The following is a 23926-nucleotide window of genomic DNA, read 5'->3' as shown; positions in this document are numbered from 1 at the left end:
AGCAAGATTGCATCGTTGACGATGACGTATGAGAGCGCAGTTGAATGTCCTCGCCATTGTAGGCTAATTTGCGTGCGCCTGAATGGTTCGTGGATCAGCCACTGCGGGCGTTGGCAGCGGATTAGCTAGTGAGGATTCTAGCGGGCCCAAATGAACCCTGTTCTGAAAAAGTAGCCTGTTTTACGGCGCGAGCCGGATTGGGCAACTGCCCGGATTTGGCGCACTCTTCTCTGGTAGAGCGGCCATCATGCTTTTTCACGAAACGCAGCGCTTGCGACCCTGGACGAGTCCTCAGCACGATCTGAATTGGCCGAGGACCGCGGATCTTGAGAATCTACTTCAATTGCTTGTTCGGCGCGTTGCATATCCGTACGGCACTTTCGGTCATGCCGATTGTTGGTGAGGATGGTAGCCTCATCCCGAACCCGTAAGTCGCACTGTCCTCGCCTTTGCCGATGCTTCAGAATCTTGTCGAACCGCGTCTGCAACAGGTCGCTCGATCCTGTCATCTTGGGCGCTTGGACGAGGTTCCTGCCCGCTGGTGCGGATGCTTTGAGACAGATCGCGCAGCATTCCTATAACGATTCCAAGAAGCAGCCCTCCAACGGTCGCTATTCCAAGCACGATTCTAGGCTTTGGCGAACTTGCCTTCAAAGGAGGCGACGCCGCGGTAACGAGACTCGCATCAAACACCGGCGAGGATTGTTGTTGCGTCGCTTCTGTCTTGCGCAGCACGTGGCGAAAATTATCATAGGCGCTTTTTGATGATTCCGCAGCAGCTACCAATTTATCGATGGTAGCAGCTGAATCCGCCGGCTCTTTCCGATTCTTACTATAATCCTCCAGCGCCTTTTGGGCAGCTAATGCTTGAGTGCTCAAGTCGTTCAGTCGATCCTTAACCCACTTCTCGTCTTGCAAGCCGGCCTTGTCCATTTGATGGGTAATATATTTTTCGGCAACAGCGTTTAGGATCTGCGCCGCTCGATCAGGATCTTTTGAGTCGAAGGTAACCTCGACAAGATATGTAGCGCCGACACGCTTGGCCGAAAGCTTGCGTTCGAAAGGTTCCAAGGCATAGCGCGCGGCGCTAACTTCCGTCTGCGGCTTACTCCAGCCGAGCAGCCGGGATATCATGCCGCTGCCTTGGCCGGTCGCAAATTCCGGGTCTTGAGCAAGGCGGAGTCTGTCGATCACGGCGCTAGCGATGCTCTCAGACTTTATGATTCCGATCTGACTTTGCACGATCGTTGACACCGCCGCAGCGTCCACAAAGGTCGTTTTCGAGTTTACGATGAGCAGCGCCTTGGCGGTGAACGTCGGTACCGCGGTGATGAGGTAAAGTGTAGCAACGCCAAGCGCCGCGAAACATGTCAGCGATATGATCAGTACATGTCGTCGTATAAACGCCAGCACGCCCAGCACTTCCGCCAGGGAGACGACCGGCGCCGGACGAAATTCAGGCGGCATCTTGTCCCGATTTTCCCAATTATCCGTTCTATTGGTCTGCAGCATTTTTGTACCGGCGCTGATGGTTGAGGCTGCGCGATGATGCCCAACCGGCCGCTACCGACGCTTGCTGGGGCCGCCCTGTCGCCCTCGACCGAATGTGTCGGAGGCTACGTAGGGGCCGGCAAATTGGTGAAGCACGCATGCTAATGGCACTCTACGACATGGTCGCTCATCTCCGGCCAAATTAGTACATTTCGGGTCACTGGATGGGAACGGCAAAAAGGGGGTAGCTACAATAGTCCATTGAGCCGCGGCGGTGGGGAACTAGAATTGTCGAAAAGCAATCCGCTCGAAGTGCCATCCTGGTTGAAATAGGAACGCGAATGGAGGGAGGTCGGTCGTCAAAGCACCGGCTCCAGCGTCAATGAGGACCAGAACACAAGCTTTGCAGATTGCCCGTTTCGACGGTTGCTCGGAAGCAGCACGTCGGCGGGCTGTTGCGCGGTCAGATGGATCTCACCCGATAACAGCATCCGCACAGGGAATTGCCACTATGCTGAACGCCAAACTGCGCAGTTGGTCCTATATCGATGCCTTTGGCAGTAACATCGGTCGTTGCATCAAATGGGGCTTGGTGGCTGTTGGCCTGACAATTTCCATCACTCAAGCAAAGGCCGAATATCGGGTAAGCATTGGAGATGTCCTGGAGGTCGCGGTGGCAGGCGTGCCGGAGCTACGGCATCGTGCTGCCGTCCAAATGGACGGGAACATTTCGTTGCCGCTGGTCGGGATGCTTCCAGTGGCCGGCCTGCCCTTACCGCAGATCCGAACCAAAATCGGGGCGGCACTGGCCAGCAAGGTGTTTCGACAGAGGACTTCGGATGGCCGCGAGGCGGTCATCGTGATCGACGCGAATGAGATCACGACGACCGTCGTGGAATACAGGCCGATTTACGCAACTGGAGACGTGTCGAAGCCGGGTGAGTACCCTTATCGTCCGTCTATCACCGCAGGCCAGCTCGTCGCCGTGGCAGGCGGCTACGACATCATGCGTATCAGAATGAATAATCCGTATCTCGAGTCAGCGGACTTGAGAAGCGAGTACGGATCGCTTTGGACAGAACTCGCCAAAGAACAGGCGCGTATGTGGCGCATCAAGAATGAGCTCGGAGAGGCGACGCAGCTCAATCCAGGAATTCTGACGGACGTACCCGTAGCTCGATCGGCGGTTTCGGAAATCGTCAATGCAGAAAGCGAATATTTGAAAACGAAGCAGAGTGACTATCAGCAGGAAAAGACGTTCCTTCAGCGCGGCGTCCGACAGGGAGAGGATCAGGTCCGCGTGCTCTCCGAGCAGCAGAAAAAAGAGGAAGAGGGATTTCAGTCAGATCTCGAAGAACTGCAGAAAGCGTCCGATCTCTACGGCAAGGGTTCCCTGACCAGCCCTCGCGTTACGGATGCGCGGCGCGCGGTGCTGCTGTCAGCAACTCGGAAGCTGCAGACCTCCGCGCAGCTCCTGCAGGTCAAGAAGCTACAGGACGAGGTCACCAGAAAGCTGGCAAAGCTCGACGACCAGCGGAGGCTTGACCTGCTCCGTGAGCTACAAGACACCAGCGTAAAGCTCAACCAAATTCGCGAAAAGCTGCAGAGCGTCGGCGAGAAGCTTCAGTACACCGCGATGGTTCGATCACAGCTCGCTCAAGGAGTCGGCAGTAAGCCCGACATCGTCATCATTAGGAAAGGCGAAAAGGGGCCGGAACGGATTATCGCGAGCGAAGATATCGAATTGCAGCCGGGTGATACCGTCGATGCCAGCCTGCGATACCAGGATGGTCCTGACGCGCCTTCCCGAAGGCTAGGCAGCAGTTCTTCAGCTATCCCATTGGGGATGGGGCGGACCGAACCGACCGAGGGCGATTCGCTGCGCGAGATGGCTTCGGAACGGAAGGGCGCTTCGTCTGGGAGGTGACTGGCGACGCCGCTGACACAATGCAGCGTCGGCCTATTCATTTCGAACGGAGGGGCCATGTGAACTCCGTTGGTCCTCGGTCAGGGAAAGCCTTGCGCCGAAATGTGAGACATTAGACCACCTGAATGCGCAAGCCATGTAGACGCCTCCCGCGAGGTGGTGGCGAAGCGATCAAATCACACCTCAAGGGCAGGCACTAACATGCGCATCGCGATGATCGGAACGGGTTATGTGGGATTGGTGTCCGGTGCCTGCTTTGCCGATTTCGGCCACCAGGTCACCTGCGTGGACAAGGATGCCGGCAAGATCGAAGCCCTGCGCCGAGGTGAAATCCCGATCTTCGAACCCGGGCTTGACGCGCTGGTCGCCTCCAACGTCAAGGCCAGGCGGCTCGACTTCACCACCGACCTTACCGCGCCGGTCGCTGAAGCCGACGCCGTGTTCATCGCAGTTGGCACGCCGTCGCGCCGCGGTGATGGTCACGCCGATCTGAGCCATGTCCACGCTGCCGCCCGCGAGATCGCGGCCGCGCTGACCGGCTTCACCGTGGTCGTCACCAAATCGACCGTGCCGGTCGGCACCGGCGACGAGGTCGAGCGGCTGATCAGCGAAGCCAATCCGTCGGCGGATGTGGTCGTCGCCTCCAATCCGGAATTCCTGCGCGAAGGCGCGGCGATCCGCGACTTCAAGTTCCCCGATCGGATCGTGGTCGGAACGTCGGACGAGCGCGGCCGCAAGGTGCTTGGCGATATCTACCGGCCGCTGTCGCTTAACCAGGCACCCGTGATGTTCACCGCACGGCGCACGGCCGAGTTAATCAAATACGCGGCGAACGCCTTCCTCGCCACCAAGATCACCTTCATCAACGAGATTGCGGATCTCTCCGAAAAGGTCGGCGCCGACGTCCAGGAAGTCGCGCGCGGCATCGGGCTCGACAACCGCATCGGCTCAAAGTTCCTGCATGCCGGCCCGGGCTTCGGCGGCTCCTGCTTCCCGAAGGATACCCGCGCGCTAGTCAAGATCGCGCAAGACCATGACGTGCAACTGCGCATCGTCGAGGCCGTGCTCGGCGTCAACGACATCAGAAAGCGCGCGATGGCGCGCAAGGTGTTGAACGTCGTCGGCGGCCTGCGCGGCAAGACGGTCGCGGTGCTCGGCCTCACCTTCAAGCCCGATACCGACGACATGCGCGAGGCGCCATCGATCCCGCTCGTCATCGGTTTGCTCGATATGGGCGCCAAGGTGCGCGCGCACGATCCGGTCGGCATGGAGCAGGCGCGCAAGGAATTGCCTGACATAGAGTATTGCAAAGATCCTTACGCTTGCGTCCGCGGCGCCGATGCGCTCGTGATTATCACGGAATGGGCGCAGTTCCGCGCACTTGATTTGAAGCGCCTGAAGCGCGAAATGGCGCAACCTGTGATCGTCGATCTGCGCAATATCTATCGACCCGACGATATGGCTGCTCTCGGCTTCCTTTACGAGAGTATTGGGCGGCGCCGAACGAGCCCGATTAAGTTGGTGGAGGGCGGCCGAGCTAAATTGGCACCACAAGTCAGACGACACTCTGTTTGACGTCAATGCAGTTCCGGATGTGTTTGCGACACCCTCCCGCGCGCCCAGTCAATAGCAACTGCTCAGTTCGAGTTGGAGAGGGCGCGCTCAGCCGAAGCAAGTTTTCTCCGCAAAATCTGTGGAGGCGATTTAGCGGAGCTTGAACCGATGGACCGCAAATCAGCTCTCAACGGACTGAAGATGGTCCGGCGGTACTCGAATCGCTTTCAGATGCGGCGTGACCGGCTGTTGCGTGAGGCGTTCTGGGCAAACGCGCAGAACGAACCCAATTTCTAAACTGTTAATCGAAGAGAAGGAGCGGGTTGGCGGTTCGCGGAACAAGGTTCGTCGTTCGGCGTGTTGTGTGCCTCCTTAGTGGGCAGGCAGCACCGCATCAGCCTGGCGGTTGTCGTTTCTGACGATGATGATTGCGTCCTTGCGAATGGTAAATCGGGCGCCGAGCAGTTTGGGCACCTTGTCGGTGAGGGGCGAGGGCTGTCGCTCCATAGGACACGCGGCCGGGCCGCGTCTGATCCGGAATTTTGCTGGTGCACTATGGAACGAGCACTGCAACGTAGAAAATCAGGAGGAATTCCGGAATGTATTTAGCGGCGTTTGGTGCAAGAGGATAAGCCGATGATAGAGGACGCCGCGAAAAAAGGCCGCAACGACAAGTAGGGATCTGGCGCCAACGCCAACAGGGAACCCAGTCGGCCCTACCGACGCGTGCTGGGTCTGCCCTGCCGCCATTGACTGAATGTACCGGAAACTGGGTAGAGGCCGGCAAATTGGTAAGGGGTATAGTTCATCGCACGCTGCCTAGTCACTCCGGCTTCATAGCTGAATCAGTAACGCTCCGGGTCGCTGAATGGGAACTGGCAATAAATGAGTAACTACGATGGTTCATTGAGCCGGGGCAGTGCGGGACTAAAATTCGAGGGCCCTGCGTGCGAGTAATAGATTCGCATCAGCGGAACGGATAATGACTCATCTCAACAGGCCGCATCGCGATGATGGCGGTGATCGCAAATGGCTCGCCCGGTAATTCTCAACGGTAAAATGAACACCCCCGGTGCCGTCGCACCAGCGTCGCGACACGATTCGGACGAGGCGCCGTTTGCGCGGAAGACCAAGAGACACCTAGTCACGCAGGGACGATCTGCGAACCCGTGGATAGCCGCGGCTGTGCTCGCGATGACATGGGCATCGGAAACCCAGGCTTCCCCTAAACAAGCGCGACACCCGGCTGATGCCCAACACGCGATGGCCGCCCGCAGTTTCGCTTTCGATGGAATGGTAGTCTACGGCGGCTTTGAGGCCTTACCGTCGAGCAGCGACAGAAACGAAAGATCGGTGCAGGTCGCGCAAGCAGCGACCAGCGATGCAGGTCGGCCTCGGGAACGAGAATACCACTGGGCGGAGACACTATCCTGCGAACTCACCATGGCGAGGCGCGATATCGAGTTGCTGCAACGTCTCGAGCTGGAGCACGATCGGGCCGAGTGGCTGGCGCAGGATCTTGCGGCTGCTCGGCGCGAAGTCGAAACCCAGACCGTACTGGCGGCGAAAGCAAGTGAAGAAGCGTCCCGGTTGAAACAGGCAAAGGCGAGTGGCGGGACGGAGTTGGAGACATCTTTGCAGCAAGAGCGCGAGCGGTCCGCGCGCCTGGAGCAGGATCTTGCGGCGGCGCGGCGCGATGTCGAGACCCAGACGGCACTGGCGACAAAAGCAACTGAGGAAGCGTCCCGGCTGAAACAGGCAAGGGGGAGCAGCGAAGCGGAGCTGCAGACGTCTCTGCAGCAGGAGCGCGAGCGGTCCGTGCGGCTGGAGCAGGATCTTGCGGCGGCGCGGCGCGAGGTTGAGAGCCAGACGGCACTGGTGGCGAAAGCAAGCGAGGAAGCGTCCTGGCTGAAACAGGCAAAGGAGAGCAGCGAAGCCGAGCTGAAGAAGTCCCTGCAGCATGAGCGCGAGCGGTCCACGCGGTTGGATCATGATCTCGCGGTGGCGCTGCGCGACGTCGAGACCCAAACGGGATTGGCGGCGAAAGCAAGCGAGGAAGCTTCCCGGCTGAAACAAGCAAGCGAGAGCAGCGAAGCGGAGCTGCAAGAGCCTCTGCAGCAGGAGCGTGAGCGGTCCGCGCGGCTGGAGCAGGATCTTGCGGCGGCGCGGCGCGACGCCGAAACCCAGACGGCCCTGGCGGCAAAGGTAACCGAGGCAGTTATGCGGGCGAAGGGAGCTGCGGAAGCAGATGCTGCCGAGCTCAGGAAATCGATGCAGAAGGAGCGCGAAAGGGCCGACGCACTTGCGCAAGGCCTCTCGATGACGCGCAGCGCACTCTATGCATATGAGGCCCGCGCCCGCAAACTTGAAGACGAGACGGCCGAACTCAAAGAGGCGGCCGCAAACGGCGCGCCATCGCTTCGCAAATCCGCACAGGAAGAGCGCGATCGGGCGGCGCGACTGGAGCAGGATCTCATAATCGCACGTCGCGATCTCGATACGCAGGCTGCCTTGGTGGCCAAGGTGAACGAGGAGGTCACGCAAGCGAGGCAGACGGCGGAGCGCGATACCGCCTCGTTGCGCAGCTCACTGCAGCAGGAGCGGGCTCGGGCAGAACAGCTCGAGCGGGATCTCGCGTTTGCGAAGCAGGTTGCGCCCACGGTTGGTTCGAGCGCGCGGGACAAGCCCACGGAAAGCGCGAAGTCAGTCGCCGACCGGTCACCAGCGGCTCGCGTTCGGAGTGATGGCCAGCCCAATTTCAAGAACTCCGCAGTGGAGGCAGCGTTGCTTGCGCGCGCGACCGCGCTGCTTGGGCAGGGAGACATAGGCGCGGCGCGGATTGTGCTGGAGCGCGCCGTCGAGATGGGTAGCGTCCAGGCAAGCTTCACGCTCGCAGAAACTTATGATCCCCTGATCCTTGCCAAATGGGGAACTCTTGGAACGCGCGGCGATGCAGTCAGAGCGCAAGACCTCTATGCGAAAGCCGACGCCGCAGGAATCAAGGAGGCGAAAGCGCGGCTTGAGGCGCTGCGCCGGTAGCATCAATTTGAGCGATACGGAAAGTGTCCGATATGATCTTATTAACCGGAGGCGCCGGCTACATTGGTTGCCATGTGTCTGTCGCGTTACTCGATGCCGGCCTCGATGTCGTCGCAGTCGACAATCTCTCCAACAGCAACAACGCCTCTCTCGAAAGGGTGCAATCCATCTGCGGGCGGTCGCTCGCCTTTTGCCACGCCGACATCCGCAATGAGGAGGCGATTTACAAGCTATTGCGTGATTGCGAAGTGACGGCGGTTATCCATCTGGCGGGGCTGAAGGCCGTGGGTGAATCCAACGCGGAGCCGATGACCTATTACGAGAACAACGTCCTGGGAACGATGCGGCTTTTGTCAGCCATGAAGAGGGCAAGCGTGAAGACGCTTGTCTTTAGTTCGTCCGCAACTGTCTACGGGATTCCGGCGTACCTGCCGCTCGATGAGAAACATCCCCTCGGACCGACAAATCCATACGGTCGCACGAAGTTCTTTGTCGAGGAGATGCTGAGAGATATTTACAGGTCCGACGCCGACTGGCGGGTTGGTATCCTGCGGTACTTCAATCCGGTTGGCGCTCACGAAAGTGGGCTCATCGGAGAAGATCCGGTGGGCATTCCGAACAATCTGTTGCCGCTCGTAGCGCAGGTTGCAGTTGGAAAGCGAGAGAAAGTGCTGATTTGTGGAAACGACTATGACACCCCAGATGGCACCGGCATTCGCGACTTCATTCATGTCGTCGATCTTGCATCCGGTCATCTAAGCGTCTTGAACCACCTGAAACAGTCCGGGGTGCTCACGGTCAACCTTGGAACAGGCAACGGCCACAGCGTTTTGGAAGTGATCCGGACATTTGAGGCGGTGAGCGGGAGGTCCGTTCCGCATCAGATCGGCGAACGCCGGGCGGGCGATGTCGCCGCCTGTTATGCCGACCCGACATTTGCGGAAAAAACGCTGGGTTGGAAATCAGTGCGATCGTTGCCGCAAATGTGCGCGGATCATTGGCGTTGGCAATCGAACAATCCGGACGGCTATCGCGGTACGCAGCTGTTGCAGTACCAGGCGAATAAACTGAAACTCAAGGTCGGGTAGGCCGCGGCTTCGAAATCTCGCCGGCGACTGACCAGCACCGCTCGAAAGCATTTCGATTGGCACGCCTCGGTCCGCGCGCTCACGTGAGCGTACGAGTTTGCCGGCGCTTGCTCTGCCTATTTGCCGAGCCGCAGCACTGCGTTAGGCCGTCGGTTGATGTTCTTGCGTATCAGGCTGATACTAGGAACCTCGACGTGACTTGTTTGGTGGTTGATCACTTCCATTCGCTCGGGTCCGTCGATTTGCTTGATGTTTGAGACCATTTCGATCGAATTTGGAAGTTGTTCGCTTGTACTCGAGCCGTCACTTATCGGTCGCACCAGTGAACCGTTGTTCATGCCCCAAATCGCCGCTTGAGTCCGGTTCTGGACCCGGATCTTGCGAAGGATAGCCTTGACGTGGACCTTCACGGTCGCCTCCGCGATATCGATCTTGCGCGCTATGCACTTGTTGGAATCGCCTGCGATCAGGCATTGCATGATTGATTTTTCCCGGGGGGACAGTTGTTGCGTAATGCTGCGCTCCGGCGTGAAGGGGATCGCCCGCGCATTGTCGTTGCGCGGCTCTGCCTTGGCGAAGTGGTCGCTTTCGGAGTGGAGAATGGATGACATGAATGCCGGCGGGAAGATTGTCTCGCCCATCATCACCAGTTCGATGGATTTGATGAATACATCGCACGTCATGACATCTATGAAATAGCCGCTGGCGCCCGCCCGAAATGCCGAAACCATCTCGTCCCGCCGATAGTGATCGGCCACGACTGCGATGCGTGCTTTCGGATGCCGCTCCCGCAAGAGCTCGATTTGTTCAACCGCGGCTTCGAAATCCTCGCCCGCATGGACAATGAGAACCAGCGATGGGTGTGATTGGAGTTTGCCCGGCGACAAATCGTCAGCGCATGACACCGAAGCGAGGGTACGAAAATTTGCCGCGCTTAGAATTCTAGCAATTCCCTCTCTGATTAGAACGCTTTTCCCGACGATGAATGTTGCAAAAGATTGCCGCCTCGGCATTTTACTCTCCCAGCCATTACGCAAATTGACAATATCAACACTTCCGAAGACACCGTAATTTCGAACTTGAATTAGCGCTTTTCCGAGTGATTGAGTCTTTTTCTCCGTCGTCTTGTTTTTTGCAATTTGGCAGCTTCAGTCGGGTAGGATTTTTCTCCTCTCACAACATCGGGTTGGTATATTTTGAGCGCCCAAAACTAATAAGCGTTTGTGAATGTTAGATTCGAATTGCCGCTATCCCTATATACCTTTGGTTATAGTCCCTGCTAGCGCGGAGGCATGTCGTTATAGTAGCAAGCCGTGTTCGCGACATTCTCTGAGCGAGTTAATAGTGCGAAGTCCATCGAGCGTTGCAGAATTTCGATCGAAGCTACCACTTGCCAGAACTTGATCCGCGCGATTGAGGGGTGAAAAAGGTCTCTCGCGCTAACCAGTCTCGCAGTTCGCTAACTAATCCCGCAGTTCTACGGGTGCTTTCGTCGTCCAGGAATGTGTAGAATCTTAATGAAGCGCCGGCAAAGGGGAAGCCAACCTCTCTGCCTTCGTCTTTTGCGATGCGGCATTAGCCATGCTGTCCTGATCGATATATTATGCATTGGGGTATCGAGCAGGGGGGTGAACAAAGGCTGGGGGCGGGGTTTAACATTGGGGACAGGCTGAGGACTGCCCAATGCGTCGTATCACCGTCGTGATTGCGGATCGGCATCCCGTCGTGTTGCAGGGTTTGAGCAATGTGCTTGGGGCCTATTCGGATTTCAACATTGTTGCATCTTGCACCGATGGTGCGGGCTGCATCGAAGCAATTCGGAATCTGGCGCCGGACATAGCTATTCTCGACGGCTCGATGCCTGGCGTGACCGGGCCGGAGATCCTCTCCATCAAAAATGCCGAGAATCCTTCAACGCGGTTCGTCTTTTTCACCGCATCCGAGGTGGAACGTGAGTTGGTCATGGTAGCCGCGGCCGACGGTTACAGCTACATCTCAAAGGATGTGGCGCCCGAAATTCTCGTGCAGTCCTTGCGTCAGGTTGCGGGAGGTCGGCGGCTGTTGCCGCCGCCCACAGCCGATCAAGCCGTATGTCGGGAGCAAAGCGTGATTACGGAGAACGCACTGGCTGTGCTGACAGACCGGGAGCGCCAGATCATGCGGTTGGTGTCCGAAGGGCTGTCGAACAAGGAAATTGGCCGACGCCTGAACATTACCGACGGCACCATCAAGGTGCATCTTCATCACATCTTTCAGAAGCTTGAAATCAGCAACCGGACGGTACTCGCGGCCATGGCGATCTCGCAGGATGACGGTGCTGGTATCGTTCCGGAACATGAATCATCGCGGATTCGTCGTGAACGAACGTAGAGCGAGATTGGAATCTCGCAACGCGAATGGGAATTGCCTCGATCACAGGCAGTGTGATCTGCGCTTGTCAGTCAGGATGGGGCACGCCGCGTGGCGCGCTAAAAACGACAGAACGCCGAATCGCTTGATTGCGTGCTGTCAAATCATGAAGAGTCCCGAGCCGGATGCGCGGTTTAAAAATTTGACGCGGCCCGGCTGCATGATTCAATTTCGCCAGGTCCTCCACGTTCTACCGAGGTTTCCCGGATCAAAGAGAGTCTGGAGACGACCAGCGTGAGCAGCCTGAGCTGCGCGCGCCGCGGTGTCAGCCGGTGGGCTGATGTTGAGGTATCGTTCGTTCAGGTCCGATCATCTGCCGCGGAATTGCGGTCGGCGTTTGGCGACGAAGGCGGCGATTCCTTCTTGCGCATCATCCGTGCGGCTGGCCGCGACGATAGAATCTTTTTCGGCAGTGAGTTGATCCGACAGGCGGGTTTCTAATAACTGTCTCAGCATGCGGCGGACGGCGCCGAAGGCGCGCGTCGGACCCGCGGCAAGTGTCGCGGCGCGGTTGAGCAGCAAGAGCTCTTGTGTGCGTCGCATTCCGACCATGCGCGGCAGGAACCAGATATTGCCGCCATCGGCCCTCAGGCCGAGCGCCCCATAACCCAGCGCAAACCGCGCATCGTCGGCTGCCACGACAATGTCGGCGGCGTAAAGCAGTCCCATCCACCGCCACCGGCACCGCCGCGCACCGCGGCGATCACAGGCGCGTCGATGCTGGTTAGCCGCTCGATCGCCAGATGATAGCTGTGCGGCAGGTTCAACTTGGAAGGAGCCGTTGGCTCGACAGATTTTCCCTTAAGTCTAGCCAGAGTTCCATCGACGAATTCTGGAAAACGTCAAATCGCAGAAACGAATGGGCCGATACATCCGCGTTATGGCGAGCAATGCGGGACGGCCACCTCGCGCGTTCTCAATCTCTTGGTCGCTTGCGGCGTTGCTTGCGGCCGACATACTCGTTGCACGAAGCCATACTCGTTGCGTGAAATAGATATGTTCTAATTTACAATCTAAGCGTTTGTCGAGTCTGTAAGTATTCTAACGACCATACCGGTGTGACCAGAAAGCGCATCTGGTACTAGCGGCGAGGGCGCTGGCACAAGATCGGCGGAGTTGTAAGGGCACTTTGATGCGTCTGTCCGGATATTTGAGGTCGTCGTTTTTCTCCTGTGCGTTGATGAGCGTCGCATGGCCGATCAGTTTCCTAAGCGAGACGCACGCGCAATCCAGCCTCCCACCGGTGACCGTCGATGCCCCTGATGTTCGTCGGCCAGTATCGGCAGCACGCCAGGCCGCGACAACCCGACGCGGCGCTACGGTGCGGCGAGCGCGATCTCCGGCATCTGCTGCAGCAGCCCGGCCCATCGAACAAGGGCCCGGCTCTCAGGGCCAGCGTGACGCTGATGGAAGCATCGGTGTTGTCGCAACGCAAAGCAGCGCGGGCACAAAGACGAACACGCCCCTGATTGAGACACCGCAGTCGATATCAGTGATCACGAGAACCCAGCTCGAATCACAGGCGGTAAGAAACGTATCGCAGGCGCTGAACTACACTTCAGGTGTTTTTGGAGAGCCGCGCGGGCAAGTAAACGGATATTTCGAGTTTCCGTACATAAGAGGATTTAGCCCGGCGGGCTTTCTTTACCTTAACGGCCTGCAACTGCTCGGCGCGAGCGCCGGGCTCCAGATTGAGCCCTATGGCCTGCAACGAATCGAGGTGGTCAAGGGGCCCTCATCGATCCTTTATGGCTCCGGTCCGCCGTCGGGCATCGTAAACCTTGTCAGCAAGATGCCAACTGCAAAGCAGTTCGGAGAGATTCAATTGAGTGGTGGCGATTTCGATCGCAAGCAGGTTGCCTTTGACATTGGCGGCCCTGCCGATCCGCAGGGCCAGTTTCTTTATCGGCTAACCGGCCTTGTCCGCGATGCGCAAACGCAAGTCGACTTTACGAGGGATGATCGCTATTTCATCGCGCCGGCCGTGACCTGGCGTCCGAACGAAAACACAAGCTTCACAGTGCTTGCGCAGGCCCAAAAGGCGAACTCGGGCTTCTTCAATTTTCTACCGGCCCAGGGTACATTTTTGCCGAATGTGAATGGCAGGATTTCAACGAGCCTTTACGGCGGTGATCCAAATTTCAACAGGTCAACCATTGAAAGCGCGGCTGTCGGCTACCAGTTCGAGCATCGTTTCAGCGATGTCGTGACGGTGCGTCAGAACTATCGTCACGCATGGCTGGATGTAAATGCTGACAATATTTTTACCGGCGCATTCCTCCCAAATCAGCAGCGGATCGTGACGCGCACCGCATTTAGCAACAGGGACAGATATGACGCTGACACGCTCGACAATCAGGTGCAGCTGAATTTCAACACGTTTGATCTCAGACACACCGTCCTGGCAGGATACGACTTTCAAAACAGTGTTCAGGACAAAAAAACCGGGACCGGGGTCGCACCGTCCTTGGATCTGTTCAACCCGACATATTACGTTCCCATTACGGCTCCTGCCTTCACGGTGAATACGACACAGGATTTTCAGCAAAACGGAGTCTATCTTCAGGATCAAATCAAGTTCGGCCGTTTCGTTACGCAGCTTGGCATCAGAAACGACCGCGCCAATACGGATACTCTGAACAACTTCACAAATAAAACGGCTTCTCAAACAGACGAGGCAACCACCAAAAGGGCCGGGCTTCTCTATCTGTTCGACAGCGGCGTAGCGCCTTACGGCAGCTATTCCGAGTCGTTTCAGCCTCAGCCTGGTACTGACTTTTTCGGCGCAGCTTTCAAGCCAACGACCGGAAAACAGTGGGAAGCCGGCGTAAAATATCAACCCACCTTTTTCAATGGGCTTTTCACCGCCGCCGTTTTCGAGATAACAAGACAGAATGTTACGACACCCGATACCGCCCCCGGCCACCAAGGTCGTTCGGTCCAGCTCGGTGAGGTGGTTTCCCGCGGCCTCGAACTTGAAAGCCGCGTCAGCTTGACCAACGAGTTGGATATCCTGGCGGCCTATACGTATCTCGATGCGAAGGTGACGAAAAGTACGAATTTGCTGGGCGACCTCGGCAAGCGTCCCGTAGGAATTCCGACAAATGCGGCTTCACTTTGGGCCGATTACACTTTCCGCAGTGGTGCCTTGAACGGGTTTGGCGTGGCTGGAGGCGTTCGTTACACGGGTTCGACGGCAGCCAATGCAGACAATTCGATAGAGGTTCCGTCATACACTTTGTACGATGCTGCAATTCACTATGAACTGGCATACCTTGATCCACGATTGAAGGGCTTCAAGTTGGCCGTGAACGCAACAAACCTGTTTGACCGCGTCTACACCGCATCTTGCCTCTCGACGACAAATAATCAATGTTTCTACGGCCTGCGACGGACCGTATTGGGCTCGTTGACGTATCGGTGGTAGTATGGTCCACGACAGCGCAGCCCTTTCGGTAAGGATTTGGTGCGGCGTTCACAGGTGGACGAGTCTCATCTGCACGCTTTTCCTTTTGATGCTATGTATCACCGGGCTGCCACTCATCTTCAAGGGAGAGATCGACGATTGGCAGTACGAGAATGCCCAGTCGTCTTCCGCTTCTCATGCGCAACCGCTCTCACTCGATGCGCTTGCTGATATCGCAAGAAAGCGATTTCCCGGTGAGTTTATTCAGTTCCTGTTTTGGCATCCCAATGTTCCGAACGCCGTCAGTTTTGGACTCTCGCCAACACTTCGTGGCACGTCGGCAGCCGGGCTGCACGGTCTCGTAATCGACTCCCTCAATGGCAAGATCATCGAGGAGCCGAAGCCAAGGCGGGGCATCACATTTTATCTCCTGAAGACGCATACCGATATGTTTCTCGGGCTTCCTGGCGGCTTGTTCCTCGGTGCGATGGGGCTAATTCTTCTGGCATCTCTCGTCTCGGGAATCGTGATTTACGGCCCGTTCATGCGCCATCTCGATTTCGGCGAAATCCGTGCCAGACGTCGGCACCGGATTCGCTGGCTCGATCTTCATAATTTGCTGGGCATCATCACGGTGACCTGGCTCTTTGTTGTCGGCCTGGCGGGGGCAATGAACACATTGGCGGCTCCGCTTTTCGATCTATGGCGAGCACGGGAGCTTCCGGTACTGGTCGGGCTTCAGGGCGCTGGTGAGCCAGCCAAGACTGAGCTAGCCAAGACATTGACGTCTATCGACGATGCGGTTGCTGCGGCTCGGCGGGCGAGTCCGGATATGCGGCTCGTTAGCGTTGTCTTTCCCTATTCTCGAATGACCACTCCGCATCACTATATGATTTGGACGAAGGGCACTACCCCGGTGACTGCACACCTGTTTGCACCCGTGATGATAAACGCTGAGAATGGTGAGTCAGCCGGCGTGTTGAACCTGCCCTGGTACATACGGGTCCTGGAGATGTCGCGTCCTGTCCATTTTGGAAACTATGGCGGCCTTCCCCTCAAGATTCTGTGGGCTTTTCTCGATATCGTGACCATCATCGTGCTTTCGACCGGAGTCTATCTCTGGATTATCAAGTTGCGCGCTTCCCGAAGCGGCATCAAAGCGCGATCATTGGTCGGTGCCTCAACTGTTCTTCAAGAATAATGGCGTAATGCCCAAACCGGGACGCAGCAGGAACCGCACCTTTCTATGGCCCGCCATTGTTGGTGTTGCTACGGCAATTGGACTCATCTCTGCACTGCTTGGCGATGGTATATGGGACGTATTGTCATGGCTAACGCTGGCTCTTCCTGCCGCATTGGCAGCGAAGGGACTTCGGCAAATTCACCGTAAAGGCTTTTGATCCCGCGTCAGGTGAGTCCAACCATGGCGCTGCAGCGGATGCGCCGAGCAATGAGGCCACGCCTCACTTTTCTTGACTGAATGCTCGGAGAAATTCAATAAGTGGAGGTTACTAGTAGAGCCTCGATCGGTACGCCTCCTCCATGGTCTTCTCAGCCACGTCTACTGACACGGCCGCCGTCTGCTCGGCGATGATGCGGCCGAGGGTCGGGAAGCTGTGGCGTTCAACTTGCACCTCGGGATCCCACAGCTTCGAGCGCATCAGCGCCTTGCCGCAATGGAAATAGCATTCGTCGACATGCACCTTGAGGCCGATCGTCGGCGCGATGTTCTGCACCGCTAGCGGCGTCAGCAGTGCCATATCCTGCGTGATCTCCGCTCTTCCGTTGATGCGCGATGCATCCAAATTGAGTGGCCGCCCAATCAGCCTCGAAAGGCTTGGATGCGATTTTCGTCTGTGTCGTTGTGTGTACTCTTGACGGCGTGTTCCACGAACTCGGCACATCCGCCTTCAACCACCATCAGTGCGCCAGACCCATCGAAGGCCGCCGAGTCGCTCAAGAAGGTTGCCGCTGAAGCCAAGCTTGAGGAGCCCCTTGAGATTTCGGCGTCCATCCGAGCCCATGCAATATCGTCTATCCCGTGGATTATATGTCTCCGGAGTGGCGCTACAGAGCTCTCAAAGAGGCGTCCTCTTGCGGTCTTCTACAAAGGTGATCAATACGTGACGGCCCGAATGTCGGTCATTGTTGACGGTTGCGAGGGCCAGGCGTTCACCGCATTGAAGAAATGAGCGCTGCAGCGTCTCGCGCAAGGTGAGCTGGTGACGAACATCGCTGGCGATCTCGGTCCGTCCCATCGGTATGAATTGCCGGGGGTTCGTCTCAAAGTATTCGATTAGTTCGTCGAGTTCGTCTTGTGTAGGCCGTCGGTCACGCTCCTTGCTCTTTCCAACCAAAATTGAGATGACTTAGCGCGACGCGTGCGAGGCCGGCTTCCTCGGCAGAAACCTCGATGCCGTGCACAGCGGCGGCGTGCGTGATGATTGTGCGGATGAAAGACAAATCGATCGACAAGGTCGCGGCGCCAGCGCCTTGCTTGGCGCGCTTTCTGCCAAACTCAATCAGCCGCTCTCGATTGAGCGCGGGCAGCTTAACACTGCCAAGCTCAGTCTTGAGCGACGCCATTACGGCGGCTTTCGACCGGCGAGGGGGCTATCCAACTTCGCGCATGTCTTCGTCGTGCAGGTCGATCAGATCGCCAAATATGCGAACGTTCAGGATTACGCGTGGCTTGGACGATCCGTTGCGGTCGATATTGCGCTCCATCTCGAGCGCCCATTCTTCTCCGTCCTTGCGCCGCCGGAACGTCTCGGCCACATAACGGGTCTTGCGGCGGACCTGGACGCGCCAGTTTCCGGATGCCAACTGGGTGAAGGTTGCCACGCATGTGCACTCCGGCCTTCGTGTGCACTATGTGTGCACCGAGAGGTCAAAACGGGTACAAACGTGTGCAATTTCGTCTAGTTTGGAGTGCACACGTTCGCTGTTCATCCCATTGAGAGAGTAAGATAAACTGTTGAAATATCAAGACTATCACTTTTCCGTGGCGCCCATGATGGACTGGACCGACCGGCATTGCCGCGTGTTCCACCGTCTGATGAGCCGCCGCGCACGGCTCTACACGGAGATGCTGACGACCGGCGCCATTATTCGTGGTGACCGCAGGCGGCTGCTTGGCTTCGATCCAAGCGAGCATCCGGTGGCGCTGCAGCTCGGTGGCTCCGATCCGGCCGACCTCGCCACCGCTGCGAAGATCGGCGAGGAATTTGGCTACGATGAAATCAACCTCAATGTCGGCTGTCCGTCCGACCGGGTGAAGGACGGTCGCTTCGGCGCGTGCCTGATGGCGGAGCCGGCGCTGGTGGCGGACGGCGTTGCCGCGATGAAGCGCGCAGTCAAGATTCCGGTCACGGTCAAATGCCGGATCGGCATCGACGACCAGGATCCGGAAGTCGCGCTCGACGTGCTGGCGCGCGGCGTGGTCGCGGCCGGTGCCGACGCGCTGATCGTGCATGCCCGAAAGGCCTGGCTCAACGGATTGTCGCCGAAGGAAAACCGCGACATCCCGCCGCTCGATTACGACAGGGTCTACCGGCTCAAGGCGGCGCTGCCGAATGTGCCCGTCATCATCAATGGCGGGATCGGCAGCGTTGCAGAGGCTGCGCGGCACCTCGATCATGTCGACGGTGTGATGCTGGGGCGGGCGGCCTATCAGGAGCCGTGGCGTTTGCTCGAGGTCGATCCAAAATTGTTCGGCGAGGCGGCGCCATACGCCAGCATGAAGGACGTCTTCGAAGCGATGTTTCCCTATATCGAAGACCAGTTGGGGCAGGGAGCAAAGCTGCATTCGATGACGCGGCATTTCGTCGGCGCGTTTCACGGCGTGCCCGGCGCGCGTGCCTTCCGTCGCCATCTGGCGGAGAAAGGCGTCAAGCCGGGCGCCGGCGTCGGCGTGCTGCGCGATGCGATCGCGCTGGTCGAGGATCGCGCAGCGGCGTTGGCAGCGGCCTAATCTGTCAGGCCGCCTTGGCGGCCTGCGAACAAAAGCCAAAGGCCGCGACCGAAGCTTGTGCCTTCGTCGCTTCAAATTTCGCTCGCGCCACCTCAATAGCCGGCCGGTTTCGCTTCGCCCAGGCATGTCTATGTCCTGAACTAGCTAGCCGATCGCATTTTCCGGAGCGTCTCCGCGCCAGGCCCGCGCGATCAGTTCGCGGATTGCTTCTCGCTCGATCGGGCGTGGATTCCAGTAGGGGTTCTTCACGGCGAGGTCGGCGGCCTGGTCGATGCCGCTCTCGGGCATGCCGATCTCGCGCAGCGATGCCGGCGCAGCAAGCTTTCGCGCCAGATCGTGGAGGCCGAGCGCGGCGTCGCTCACGCCGAGCGCGGCAGCGATGCGTGTCATCGCGTCAGGTGCAGCAGGCGCATTGTAGGCGAGGGCATGCGGGAGAATGACGGTGTGGGTTTCCGCATGCGGCAGATTGAACGAGCCGCCCAGCGTATGGCAGAGCTTGTGATGCAGGGCCATGCCGACGGCGCCGAGGCAGATGCCAGAGAGCCAGGCGCCATAGAGCGCGTCGGTGCGCGCGGTCTTGTCGTTTGGCTGGGCGCAGATTTTCGGCAGCGCATGCGTCAGCGTGCGGATAGCCTCCTGCGCCATCAGCGATATCACGGGATTGCGGTCGCGCGCGTAGAGCGCCTCGACGGCGTGCGCGATGGCGTTGATGCCCGACGTCGCCGATAGCTTCGGCGGCATCGTCATGGTGAGGTCGACATCATAGATCACGACCTCGGGAAGAATTTTCGGGCTCGACTGCGTGGTCTTGATCCCGCCGCTGGTCTGGCCGACGACCGGCGTCATCTCCGAGCCGGCGTAGCTGGTCGGCAGCACGATCTGCGGCAGGTCGGTTCGCAAGGCGATCGCCTTGCCGAGGCCGGTGGTCGAACCGCCGCCGATCGCCACGAGACAATCGGCCCGCACCTCGCGCACGGTTTCCATCGCCCGTTCCGTCACCTCGACGGGCGTATGCATGACGGCTCCGGTAAATACGCCGGCGAAGTGCTCCCCGATCATCTCTCGGATGCCGGCGACCAGATCTTTCTGGCGCGGCGTCGCCAGCACGAGCGCGCGCGTGACGCCGAGACGGGACAATTCGTCGGGCAATTGATGCAGCGTGCCGGTGCCGAATACCACCCGCATCGGTGCGCTCTGGTAGACGAAGTCTTGCATGGCTGCTCCTTTGCGGAAGATATAGCCGGCCCCGGATCGTTCCGGAGCCGGACTTTCCGCATTGACGCTCCGCCTCAAGAAGCGGGCTGTGCAACCTTGCGCAAGCCGGCCGTCTCTTCAAGGCTGCTTGCGGGGGCGGTCGCCGACCGTCGAGCCAGCAGGATGATCGCCCCGGCGGCGATCGCGGAGACGCCGATCGACAGGAACATCGGCGTCGGGCTCTGGTAATATTGCTGAAGTGCGCCGGCAACGAACGGTCCGAGAATGGCGCCGACGCGCGCGACCCCGAGTTCCATTCCAACCGCGGTGGCGCGCACGCCGGTCTCGTAGGAAGCCGCGGTAAAATTGTTCAGCACGAACTGCGCGCCGATGATGAAGAACCCGGCGGCCGCGACCGACGTGATGTTGACGATATGATCATTCAGCACCACGAGGGAGAGCACCGCGACGCCGCCGATCGCCCACCAGGTCGCGATCAGGCCGCGGCTGCTGCCGGACTTGTCGACCAGATGCCCAAGCACGAGAGCGCCGACGAACGACATGATCTGCATCAGCGCCCCGAAGCCGAAGCTGGCCGCGAAGGTTTCGCCACGCTGCATCATCACGGTCGGAATCCATCCCGACAGGCCGAAGATGCAGAACAGGCTGAGGAACGCCGACGCCCAGATCGCGAACGTGGTCCGGCGATATTTGGCGTGAAGCAGCACCGCCACCGAATTGACCGGCTTCTCGGACTCCCCGACGGCAATTTCGGCCGACTGATAGACACTTGCGCGCTCGGGCCGAAGCTTGCTGAGCATGTCGCGGATTTCGCCGGTGCGGCCTTGGAGGGCAAGGAATTTCGGTGACTCCGGCAACATGTAGTGCATGAAGGGAAGCAGCAGGAATGACAGCGAGCCAAGCCAGTACAATGCCGTCCAGCCGAACACAGGCGTTGCGAACACGCCGGCAACACCGGCGAGCGTTCCGCCGAGCGCCCAGCCGAGCGCGACCCCCCACAGCGCAAAGGTGTTAGCCACCCGCCGCGGCGCCAGCTCGTTGATGTAAGTCGTCGCCAAAGGCAGCAATACGCCGAGCCCGATGCCGGTCAGAAGCCGCAGGATGCAGAATGAAAGGAAAGAGTCCGCGGACGTCGCGGTCAGCAGCGTGAAGATGCTGGTGATCCAGAGGCCCCCGAGCAGGGTGCCGCGGCGGCCGAGGCGATCGGCGATGATGCCGTGGATCGCAGCCCCGAGCAGGAATCCAACGAGGCCGCTGGAGATCAGCAGTCCCGCCTGGCCGGCCTGCAGGCCCCATGGCTTTGCGACGTAATGGATGACGTAGGCCGGATTGAACGTGTCATATCCGTCGAACAGCGTGAGCAATCCCATGATGGCGCCGAGGCGCCAGTGAAATTTGCCGACCTTTGCCTCGGCTAGTTCCTCGTGAAGATCGATTGCTTTCGCAGTCATCGCCGTATCCCTCCCAAGATTGTGTTTGCGTACTGTGAGACCGCTTATTCCGCGGCTTGATGGATGCTTTGCCCGGCGACGGTGGTTTCGCCGAGATCGAGCTTGAACAGGTCGATGGCGTTGCGTCGGCCGATCTTCAGGCGATCATTCTCACTGATGCTGGCGCTGTTGAACCAGTCGGAGGCGTGATCGACGTTTTCGAACGGCCAGTCGACCGAAAACAGAATGCGGTCCGCCCCGATCTCGAGAATGGAATCGATCAGGGTTTGGGTACGGAAATTCCCTGAAGTGGTCAGGAAGAAGTTGGCGTTGAAGTAGTCGCAGATCTTCTTCTTCGCCTTGTGCTTCGGCGGTGCCTTGACCCAGCCGTTGCGGTGATCGACGCGCCACATGCTGTAGGGCAGGCCTTCGCCCATGTGGCCGAGGATGATCTTGAGTTTTGGATGGGCGTCGAACAGGCCAGATCCCATCAAGCGCAGCGCGTGAACGGCAGTCTCCTGTCCGAACGCCCAGGTCGGGCCCATCAGCCACGGATGTCCTTCATAGATCGCGCAGTCCTCCGGCAGCGGATTGCGCGGGTGCAGGTAGAAGGGCAGGCCGATCTGCTCGACCGCCGCCCAGAACGGCCAGTACTGCGGCAGGTCGTAATAGACGGGGCGCTTGCCGTCGCCGATTTGCGAAAAGCCGTTGACCAGCGCGCCGCGGAAACCGAGCGTGTTGATGCAGCGCTGGAGCTCCTTGATCGCAAGATCCGGATCCTGCATCGGCAGCGCCGCAAATGCCTGAAATCGCGACGGGCGTTTTGCCACTTGCTCGGCAAGGAAATCATTGGCCCGGATCGCAATCTCGTTGGCGCGGGCCGCATCGGGAATCGCCTGCACCGCGGGCGCGTTCAGGGACAGGATCATCATCTCGACGCCGTGGCGGTCCATCTGCGCCAGCCGCTTGTCCTGGATATCCAGCAGGCGATCCTTCAGCTCCGGCCAGTAGGAATCCGGGACGAAGCCCGCCGAATCCATCAGCGTGTCCGGAATGGCGAAATGTTCTTCTAGTGCGATCTTGCCCTGCATGATGTCCTCGCGGATGTCTGATGTTGATTAGTATTGGCCTTTAATATTGGCCTTGCGGCGTCAGCCCGAGCGCGAGCTGGCCGTACATGGTGCCGACGGCATCCCAGTTCATGCTGATGTGGCGACCGACGGCATTGGCGTCGCGCCAGGCGCGCTGTACCGGATTGGAAAGATCAAGGCCGAGTCCGCCGGTGGAGGCGTTCAACGCTTCGGTGGCGCGAATGGCTAGTGCGACCGAAAAGGCCTGGCCGCGGCGGCTGACGATGCGATCCTCTATCGAGATCGGCTTGCCGTCGCGGACCGTCGCCGCACGATCCCGGAGATCGCGCAGCAGCACTTCGCGCGCCGCATCGACCGAGGCGGTCGCTTCCGCAACGCGCAACTGGATGGTCGGAAAATCCGCCATGCGGTTGTTGTGGCCGGCCACCGCGCCGCGGGTGATCCGTCGCGATGTCACGGCAAGATAATCCTCCAGCGCGCCGACCGCCGCGCCGACCGCGGCCGAGGCCAGGCAGGAGGGAATGTTCGACAGCATCGGGATCGAGAAGGTGGGGTTATTGGCATAGAGCGCGGCGCCCGGCGTCTTTCCGGACGTGGTGTCGGCGAACGACAGCAGGCGGTGCGCGGGCACGAACACGTCATTCAGTACCAGCGTCTTGCTGCCGGTACCGCTGAGGCCGACGACATTCCAGGTATCGTCGATGACGTAGTCGGCCGCCGGAACCAGCAGGAAGGCCGGCGCAAGCTGGCCGCTCTCGGTCTTCGAGGGCAACAACGCCGCGCACAGCGACCATTGGGCGTTATCGCAGCCGCTGGCAAACGACCAGCGCCCGGTGAGGCGATAGCCGCCGTCGACCTCGATTGCTTTGGCGGCCGGCGCGTAGGAGCCGCAGGCCACCGCGTCGGGATTGCTGGCCCAGACGTCGCACTGCGCGCTTTCCGGAAATCCTGCGATCAGCCATTGATGGGCCGCGAACAGGCCGCCGACCCATGCCGTCGAGGCGCAGCTTTTGGCAAGCTCGATGTTCAATTCGACCAGCACGTCGAAATCATGCTCGTAGCCGCCGAACATCGCCGGCTTGACGATGTCGAAATAGCCGATGTTGCGCAGCGCGATGATGTTCTCTTCGGGAACGCGGCCGGCCTTTTCCGTGGTGTGGGCGCGCGCCTTGATCTGCGGCGCGATCTGCGCCAAGCGGCTGCGCAGCTCGGCAATATCAGGACGAAGCGACGGTGACACCGGCACGTCCTTCAACTGGGTGACTGATACCATTGGTTTGCTCCGTGTCTTCGATGGGTTGAA

General features: G+C 59.0%; 19 protein-coding genes. 8 read left to right on the top strand and 11 right to left on the bottom strand.

Going from position 1 to position 23926, the window contains the following annotated elements:
• Positions 1 to 414: 414 nt before the first annotated feature.
• A complete protein-coding gene (locus tag V1286_RS18840; RefSeq protein ID WP_334481641.1) occupies positions 415 to 1512 on the bottom strand; it encodes a Wzz/FepE/Etk N-terminal domain-containing protein in 1098 nt (365 codons plus the stop codon).
• Positions 1513 to 2002: 490 nt separating this feature from the next.
• On the opposite strand from V1286_RS18840, the gene V1286_RS18835 reads away from it, so the two are divergent.
• Positions 2003 to 3418 carry a polysaccharide biosynthesis/export family protein gene (locus V1286_RS18835; RefSeq protein WP_334481639.1) on the top strand — a complete coding sequence of 472 codons (1416 nt, stop codon included), beginning with the start codon at positions 2003 to 2005 and terminating at the stop codon, positions 3416 to 3418.
• A gap of 201 nt (positions 3419 to 3619) precedes the next feature.
• Entirely contained in the window at positions 3620 to 4993 is a 1374-nt protein-coding gene (locus V1286_RS18830) for a UDP-glucose dehydrogenase family protein (RefSeq protein ID WP_334481637.1), read from the top strand.
• 351 nt (positions 4994 to 5344) lie between these two features.
• On the opposite strand, the gene V1286_RS18825 is transcribed toward V1286_RS18830, so the two are convergent.
• Positions 5345 to 5479 carry a hypothetical protein gene (locus tag V1286_RS18825; RefSeq protein WP_334481635.1) on the bottom strand — a complete coding sequence of 45 codons (135 nt, stop codon included), beginning with the start codon at positions 5477 to 5479 and terminating at the stop codon, positions 5345 to 5347.
• Positions 5480 to 6166: 687 nt separating this feature from the next.
• Between V1286_RS18825 and V1286_RS18820 the strand changes: the two genes are divergently transcribed.
• Positions 6167 to 8011, top strand: a complete 1845-nt coding sequence (locus V1286_RS18820; protein ID WP_334489736.1) for a coiled-coil domain-containing protein — start codon at positions 6167 to 6169, stop codon at positions 8009 to 8011.
• A gap of 32 nt (positions 8012 to 8043) precedes the next feature.
• Entirely contained in the window at positions 8044 to 9099 is a 1056-nt protein-coding gene (gene galE / locus V1286_RS18815) for a UDP-glucose 4-epimerase GalE (RefSeq protein WP_334489733.1), read from the top strand.
• A gap of 116 nt (positions 9100 to 9215) precedes the next feature.
• On the opposite strand, the gene V1286_RS18810 is transcribed toward galE, so the two are convergent.
• Complete coding sequence (locus tag V1286_RS18810) at positions 9216 to 10112, bottom strand: response regulator transcription factor (protein WP_334481634.1); 897 nt, start codon at positions 10110 to 10112, stop codon at positions 9216 to 9218.
• Between the two features lie 670 nt (positions 10113 to 10782).
• Between V1286_RS18810 and V1286_RS18805 the strand changes: the two genes are divergently transcribed.
• Positions 10783 to 11469 carry a response regulator transcription factor gene (locus tag V1286_RS18805; protein WP_334481633.1) on the top strand — a complete coding sequence of 229 codons (687 nt, stop codon included), beginning with the start codon at positions 10783 to 10785 and terminating at the stop codon, positions 11467 to 11469.
• 348 nt (positions 11470 to 11817) lie between these two features.
• On the opposite strand, the gene V1286_RS18800 is transcribed toward V1286_RS18805, so the two are convergent.
• On the bottom strand, positions 11818 to 12177 hold the full coding sequence (locus V1286_RS18800; protein WP_334481632.1) for an enoyl-CoA hydratase/isomerase family protein: 360 nt from the start codon (positions 12175 to 12177) through the stop codon (positions 11818 to 11820).
• 463 nt (positions 12178 to 12640) lie between these two features.
• Here V1286_RS18800 and V1286_RS18795 point away from each other — a divergent pair, with 463 nt between their 5' ends.
• Together V1286_RS18795 and V1286_RS18790 are read left to right on the top strand one after the other, a co-directional pair.
• The gene (locus tag V1286_RS18795) at positions 12641 to 14935 is read left to right on the top strand and encodes a TonB-dependent siderophore receptor (protein WP_334481631.1); all 2295 of its coding nucleotides are present in this window, start codon (positions 12641 to 12643) and stop codon (positions 14933 to 14935) included.
• Between the two features lies 1 nt (position 14936).
• On the top strand, positions 14937 to 16115 hold the full coding sequence (locus V1286_RS18790; RefSeq protein WP_334481629.1) for a PepSY-associated TM helix domain-containing protein: 1179 nt from the start codon (positions 14937 to 14939) through the stop codon (positions 16113 to 16115).
• 310 nt (positions 16116 to 16425) lie between these two features.
• On the opposite strand, the gene V1286_RS18785 is transcribed toward V1286_RS18790, so the two are convergent.
• The 3 genes from V1286_RS18785 to V1286_RS18775 form a co-directional block, all read right to left on the bottom strand.
• Entirely contained in the window at positions 16426 to 16674 is a 249-nt protein-coding gene (locus tag V1286_RS18785) for a PNPOx family protein (RefSeq protein WP_334481627.1), read from the bottom strand.
• A gap of 571 nt (positions 16675 to 17245) precedes the next feature.
• Positions 17246 to 17500: a hypothetical protein gene (locus V1286_RS18780; RefSeq protein WP_334481625.1), complete on the bottom strand. Its 255-nt coding sequence runs from the start codon at positions 17498 to 17500 to the stop codon at positions 17246 to 17248.
• 27 nt (positions 17501 to 17527) lie between these two features.
• Positions 17528 to 17758 carry a hypothetical protein gene (locus tag V1286_RS18775; protein WP_334481623.1) on the bottom strand — a complete coding sequence of 77 codons (231 nt, stop codon included), beginning with the start codon at positions 17756 to 17758 and terminating at the stop codon, positions 17528 to 17530.
• Between the two features lie 130 nt (positions 17759 to 17888).
• Between V1286_RS18775 and dusA the strand changes: the two genes are divergently transcribed.
• Positions 17889 to 18887 (top strand): tRNA dihydrouridine(20/20a) synthase DusA, encoded by a 999-nt coding sequence (gene dusA / locus V1286_RS18770; protein WP_417021263.1) that lies wholly within the window; start codon positions 17889 to 17891, stop codon positions 18885 to 18887.
• 144 nt (positions 18888 to 19031) lie between these two features.
• Here dusA and V1286_RS18765 read toward each other — a convergent pair whose 3' ends face one another.
• The 4 genes from V1286_RS18765 to V1286_RS18750 form a co-directional block, all read right to left on the bottom strand.
• Positions 19032 to 20102: a maleylacetate reductase gene (locus tag V1286_RS18765; RefSeq protein ID WP_334481620.1), complete on the bottom strand. Its 1071-nt coding sequence runs from the start codon at positions 20100 to 20102 to the stop codon at positions 19032 to 19034.
• Positions 20103 to 20176: 74 nt separating this feature from the next.
• Positions 20177 to 21553: an MFS transporter gene (locus V1286_RS18760; RefSeq protein ID WP_334481619.1), complete on the bottom strand. Its 1377-nt coding sequence runs from the start codon at positions 21551 to 21553 to the stop codon at positions 20177 to 20179.
• 44 nt (positions 21554 to 21597) lie between these two features.
• Positions 21598 to 22623 (bottom strand): amidohydrolase family protein, encoded by a 1026-nt coding sequence (locus V1286_RS18755; protein WP_334481617.1) that lies wholly within the window; start codon positions 22621 to 22623, stop codon positions 21598 to 21600.
• Between the two features lie 40 nt (positions 22624 to 22663).
• On the bottom strand, positions 22664 to 23896 hold the full coding sequence (locus tag V1286_RS18750) for an acyl-CoA dehydrogenase family protein (RefSeq protein ID WP_334481616.1): 1233 nt from the start codon (positions 23894 to 23896) through the stop codon (positions 22664 to 22666).
• Between the last annotated feature and the right edge of the window lie 30 nt (positions 23897 to 23926).

The sequence above is a fragment of the Bradyrhizobium algeriense genome, from assembly GCF_036924595.1.
GTDB lineage: Bacteria > Pseudomonadota > Alphaproteobacteria > Rhizobiales > Xanthobacteraceae > Bradyrhizobium > Bradyrhizobium algeriense.
Note: the sequence above shows the minus strand (reverse complement) of the source record. Positions and strands in the feature narration are given on the sequence as shown.